The organism is Acinetobacter chengduensis (genome assembly GCF_003664645.1).
GTDB lineage: Bacteria > Pseudomonadota > Gammaproteobacteria > Pseudomonadales > Moraxellaceae > Acinetobacter > Acinetobacter chengduensis.
Map to the genome: position 1 here is coordinate 1 of NZ_RCHC01000047.1, position 5251 is coordinate 5251.

Sequence of the window (5251 nt, forward strand, 5' to 3'; positions counted from 1 at the left end):
CGCTTTGGCCACTGGTGTGCCTTTCGTATGGGTACAGCGCGTAAGTGGTGAAGATAGTACACCATTAACTTGTGCTCTAAGCCTTGAATTGAAATTTAAAAACCTTGTGCGAGTACCAGACAAACAGCTGGCAGTGTGCTTAATAGCTTCGACAGGTGAAAAGCATATTATCCCACTGGATGAACAAATCATTAGTTTACAAGATGGTAATTACTCTTATCTTGGTGGCGCTCTTAACTCGCTGAGTTGGAGTGATATTGGATCTCAATTTATCTCCCCGCGTATTTACGATATTTTTAAAGATGATTTTAATACCGACTCTATATGTGCTGTTTATTCAGAGTATTTAGAATTATTTTTGCGCAAAGGCACGACTGCTTGGACCACTATGCTGGCCGGTGTGGCGCGTATTACATATAAGGGAAATGTTTATGACGTCCCATATTCCGCATATCAATTTAGTTATGCTTATGAAATTTATGATTACATTCAAGAGCTGTACGCCAATATTTCTAATAAGCTAAATGAAATTGGAGGTTTCCAAGTTACTGTCTTAGATGACACAACATTTAAGGGCTCTTATGACACGTCATTTAACAGCGGATACTTTCCAAAACTTAAAATTGTGCCTAATGATAAAAATTTATCGCAATTTAGCCTTCAGCTGGTTAATGATGACGGCTGGATGCTGGATGGTTACACCCGAAAAGATGGTTGCTTGCAAAAAAGATCAGGTAGTGAACTTATTGAAGACACTAGCGCCCTTGTTATTTTTAACTCGCCATTTGCAGTTAGTCAGATTCCAAATTCAGGAGGCGGCGAATATATTGAAAATGAAAATATTGAAAGTGAAGCGTATGTCACTATCTCGACCGAAGAACTTGAAGAATACGAAAACTTCATGACGTACGTGGAAAACCACAAGAAAGATATTAAATTAAAACTGTGCTGGAAAGCAGACAGCCGACCACGTTAAACCCTCAAAGAAAAAAAGCCCTCACTGTAGGGCTTTTTTATAAGAAATGATTTAACCCCCCCTTTTTTACCCATTCACAAGGGACCGCTTGTGAGCGATTGCAAGTTGGATGCTTTATGCTCAATACTGTTTATTGGTTTAACTGGTTAATCGCTAACCATTTATATATTTTTGTTGATATTAAGATTTAAGGACTTCATACCCAATTGAGCATACAGAAATGACGTCACTTAACACTGCTGTAAAATCCATCGTAGTAAAAAAGCGTACTGATACGACAACAGCCAAAGCAGATGAAACAAAGAACACACCACAAGGCGTAAAAAATACAAAACCAAATCACAAAAGAAATGGAAAGAAAAAATCACATCAAAAAGGTAATGGCCACCAGAATAAGCGTAAGGCTAAACACCAAGCAGATAACACTCAGTACACTGATGAAATGTTGCAAGCTATGACACGTGAAGAATTGAACAAATTGGCTTTAGACCAAAACGATGATATTGCACGTATATCAAACCAGCTCACCCAAGCAAAAGCTCTGCAAAAATCAGCTGGGGTTAAAGTGGATAACAAGTGGCTAGGGCAGGCAACTTGTGCGAAACGCATAAAAACCAATTTAGTTTCACGTATTTACACAATTATTAATAAGCAAAAGAAAATTTTAAATGAACAGAAAGGGGCTACATTTGAACGCACATTTATGGTGATGGCCAAAGAATTGTTAAGCGAAAGCCAGTATGAGCAGATCATGAACTCAACTCATGTTGAAGTAGCCTTAAAAGCAGCATAAAACAATACCCCAGAGAAGGCCGTCAAATGACGGCCTTTTTATTTGTTTAAAAAATTGTTATGGCGGTAATAAAGGGGAGTTCTATTAGCTGGAATAATAAAAATGCACCTGAAATAGCAGTGACAGAATTAAGCCCAGTTAAAAATCGGGTTTAAAAAATGAATACGGCGATACCAAAGCCATGTCAAAAATATAAGTCTATTGAACTATTCGCAGGCGGTGGCGGATTGGCTTTAGGGCTTGAACTGGCTGGATTTGAAGCGGTTTTGCTTAATGAAAAAAACAAAACTGCATGTGAAACTCTGCGACAGAATCGCCCGCATTGGAATGTTGTTGAAGGCAGTGTGGAAAAGTTGGATTTTAGCCAGCATAACGGAACTATCGACCTTGTTTCTGGTGGCTTCCCATGTCAAGCATTCTCAACTGCTGGCCAGCAACTTGGTTTTGCAGACGTACGCGGTACCATGTTTTTTGAGTATGCGCGGGCAGTAAAGGAGATCCAGCCTAAAATATTTGTTGCTGAAAATGTAAAGGGCCTGCTCAAGCATGATGGGGGGAAAACTTTAAACACAATCAAGGCTGTTATTGCCGAAATTGGATACACGCTTATTACCCCAGAAGTATTGAAGGCTGTTTGCTATAACGTTCCACAAAAACGGGAGCGGATTTTTTTAATCGCAGTTCGCAATGATTTAGCCAAAAATATTAATTTTGAATGGCCAACGCCTTCAGATAAAGTTTTGACGCTTAAAGATGCCTTACAAGCTGGTGATCTTTATAGTTGCAACGTTCCAGACTCCATTGGTCCAGGGTATTTGCCACGGAAAAAAGAAATTATGGCCATGGTACCGCCCGGGGGAGATTGGCGTAATTTACCGGTCGATATTCAAAAAGAATATATGAAAAATTATTTTTATAGTTCTGGTGGCCGTACTGGTGTTGCTCGGCGTTTGTCATGGGATAAGCCTTGCCCTACATTGACCTGCTCACCAGCACAAACACAAACAGAGTATTGCCACCCCGCTGAAGTTCGCCCACTTGCCGTACGTGAATTTGCACGCATCCAGACGTTCCCAGACAGCTGGGGGTTTTGTGGATCGATGACAGCACAATATACGCAAATTGGTAACGCCGTACCCGTTAATTTAGCCTTTTTAATTGGTAAATCTCTCATCAAGTTATTGAATAATATTAATAACGATAAATGAGTAATTTATCATTTACTCAAATGCGCATTTTAATAAATGCGCATTTTTTTATGATTACTCGCTAACCACATATACGGCGAAACTATGCCTAACATAAGCCACAAGTTATACATATAGGTGTCTATCATGGCCCAAAATCAAAAGCCAAAACTGCCTCACGAACTCCATGTTTCTATATCGAGTTATGCCCAAAAAACTGGCATACCAATGCAAACAGTAATCAAAAAATTGATTAAAAAAGGCCAATATGTTCATGGATGATAAAAATTGCAAGGTGATTATCGTTGGAGCTAGTGCGTCAATGAAAGCAAAAATAGCAAACTTGATTCATGCTTTTGAAGACTTGGATTTAATCACGGCAGAAGCACAAAACCCGTCTGGAATTTTAAAAATTACCAATCCCGTTGCGCGTAATACATCCCCCATGGAATTGCACCCAAATGATGATTGGCGCCGAAAAAGTAAACGTAAATTTAGATAGGAATGCTTAATGATTGAATACACTCATAAGCGTAATAGTGCGAATCAACGCATTTTTAAAAAACGTAGCAAACGCGCGGCGCAGTTATTACTCGAGTATGGCCAATTCAAAAAAATGGACATAGGTAATGACTATGGAACTTATACTGTGTGGACTACTGGATGCCATGAAAATGGACTTGATCACGACCAGATCGATGCATACGAAATGCTTGAAAGTATTGTGTATTCATCACAGTTAGCGATTGATGATAATTGCAATATCATTCCAATGAATAAGTGTCTGAATACCCCACATCGACTATATAAAGAGTTTAAAACGCTTTTTGCGCATAAAAAGCTTGGAAAATTCATGAAAAATAAAAAACTCGAGTTTTTTTAAAATTTGTAAAACCCATAAAAAAGCCCGGATCGATCCGGGCTTTTTCATATATTTTCTATCGGCTTGGACAAGTTCCCCAAACAGGTAATTGTTCTTGCGTTAATGCGGAAGATACAGAGAAGTCTTCAGGCTCAGAAGTAAATGAGGGTACGCACCAATTTGTCAGACTATAAGTAAATGAGCTAGTTCCAAAGAACATACTATCCATATTCGTAGCGGCGCTCACATCCCAATCATCAAGTGGCTGGTTGAAGTAAATGCATCTAGTAAACGCATGTGTGAAGTCTGTAATTTTTGACACATTCCACACGCCAATTGGCTGGTTGAATTGTGTTGCTAAGGCGAACAGCATGCTGAAGCTTGTAATACGTGTCTTTTCAATCTGCCAATTTACTACGCTTGGATCATTAAAATCTGGACACTCGTTAAATTGAATTGCGCGAACATGTGTAGGTAGCACGCTTGGAACGGTTTCTATACCTGTCACATGGAATTTTATTGATACATCCCCAAAAGATTCAAGCGATTTAATATTGCGGCCTCTCACAGTGATGATGCTGTCTTTTCTACCATCTAGGGACGTAATTCTAATACGGCCAGCATAAGGGCCTACAAAATTATGATCCAGCCATGAGGAATGGGAAGGCCCTAGCAATTCTGCTGGAGATCCATCGCCCCATTCAACTGAAAGCACAGACATTTCTGAATCCATTGCAGTGTCATAATAAATTGAGACTGTATTTACAGTATCGTCATAAAACAGTACCGCTGCTGTTGCCGGTTCTGGTTCTGGTTCTGGTTCTGGCTCTGGCTCTGGCTCTGGCTCTGGTTCTGGCTCTGGCTCTGGCTCTGGCTCTGGTTCTGGCTCTGGCTCTGGTTCCGGCTCTGGCTCTGGTTCCGGCTCTGGTTCCGGCTCTGGCTCTGGAATGACTGGGCCTTCATTTTTTGGGCCTAACCAGAAAGAAATCACCCCACCCGATTCGATAGTCACATTCGTGCCAAAAAAGCTCATTTTAGAGTCTACAAGCTCAGCATTGGTGTAATCAAAGCTTGGGGTTAGGCGTATAAATCGTCTTTTGTTAAGCAAGTTTTCAATTAAGAGGTGCCGGTATAGGGGGTTGTCATCAGCAGAGATATAATCACCTTTTAAGCCGAACTCCTCTGAATTTTTTTTAAGATATTCCTCAAAATAAATCCATTCAAAACTACCGTTTGGTTTTGTGACATAACCAAGTCTTTGGTCGTGCAAATTACCATCGACTTCAAGCTGCCATGTAAGCAGGCGTTCATCTGGCAATTCATACAAGAAATCTGGCGAAATTTTTAAGTAGCTTCCCTCAACACCAACATCAACACTAGCGCCTTCAGCTACTCGCTGTACCCACACAAAAGGCACACCAGTGGCCAAAGCA

The 5251-nt window shown here is 40.2% G+C and carries 7 protein-coding genes; 6 read left to right on the plus strand and 1 reads right to left on the minus strand.

Annotated features, from left to right (window positions below; translation table 11 throughout):
* The 6 genes from D9K81_RS18515 to D9K81_RS17960 form a co-directional block, all read left to right on the plus strand.
* A partial coding sequence (locus tag D9K81_RS18515; protein ID WP_171406971.1) for a hypothetical protein occupies positions 1-976 on the plus strand: 976 nt, incomplete at its 5' end.
* Positions 977-1196: 220 nt separating this feature from the next.
* Positions 1197-1769 carry a hypothetical protein gene (locus D9K81_RS17945; RefSeq protein ID WP_121523997.1) on the plus strand — a complete coding sequence of 191 codons (573 nt, stop codon included), beginning with the start codon at positions 1197-1199 and terminating at the stop codon, positions 1767-1769.
* Positions 1770-1927: 158 nt separating this feature from the next.
* Positions 1928-2977, plus strand: coding sequence for a DNA cytosine methyltransferase (locus tag D9K81_RS17950; RefSeq protein WP_121523998.1), 1050 nt, complete (start codon positions 1928-1930; stop codon positions 2975-2977).
* A 126-nt stretch (positions 2978-3103) separates the two neighbouring features.
* Positions 3104-3238, plus strand: a complete 135-nt coding sequence (locus D9K81_RS18800; protein ID WP_268916024.1) for a hypothetical protein — start codon at positions 3104-3106, stop codon at positions 3236-3238.
* Complete coding sequence (locus D9K81_RS17955) at positions 3231-3458, plus strand: hypothetical protein (RefSeq protein ID WP_121524000.1); 228 nt, start codon at positions 3231-3233, stop codon at positions 3456-3458. The genes D9K81_RS18800 and D9K81_RS17955 overlap by 8 nt, the downstream gene beginning before the upstream one ends.
* Positions 3459-3467: 9 nt before the next feature.
* The gene (locus tag D9K81_RS17960; protein WP_121524002.1) at positions 3468-3839 is read left to right on the plus strand and encodes a hypothetical protein; all 372 of its coding nucleotides are present in this window, start codon (positions 3468-3470) and stop codon (positions 3837-3839) included.
* A gap of 55 nt (positions 3840-3894) precedes the next feature.
* Here the strand turns inward: D9K81_RS17960 and D9K81_RS17965 are convergent.
* Positions 3895-5251, minus strand: a 1357-nt coding sequence (locus tag D9K81_RS17965; protein ID WP_121524004.1) for a BspA family leucine-rich repeat surface protein, incomplete at its 5' end; no start/stop codon positions are given.

Bases quoted from the DNA above. Each gene is read 5' to 3' on its own strand.
- D9K81_RS17955 (WP_121524000.1), top strand. From the start codon at position 3,231: ATGGATGATAAAAATTGCAAGGTGATTATCGTTGGAGCTAGTGCGTCA.
- D9K81_RS18800 (WP_268916024.1), top strand. From the start codon at position 3,104: ATGGCCCAAAATCAAAAGCCAAAACTGCCTCACGAACTCCATGTTTCT.
- D9K81_RS17960 (WP_121524002.1), top strand. From the start codon at position 3,468: ATGATTGAATACACTCATAAGCGTAATAGTGCGAATCAACGCATTTTT.
- D9K81_RS17945 (WP_121523997.1), top strand. From the start codon at position 1,197: ATGACGTCACTTAACACTGCTGTAAAATCCATCGTAGTAAAAAAGCGT.
- D9K81_RS17950 (WP_121523998.1), top strand. From the start codon at position 1,928: ATGAATACGGCGATACCAAAGCCATGTCAAAAATATAAGTCTATTGAA.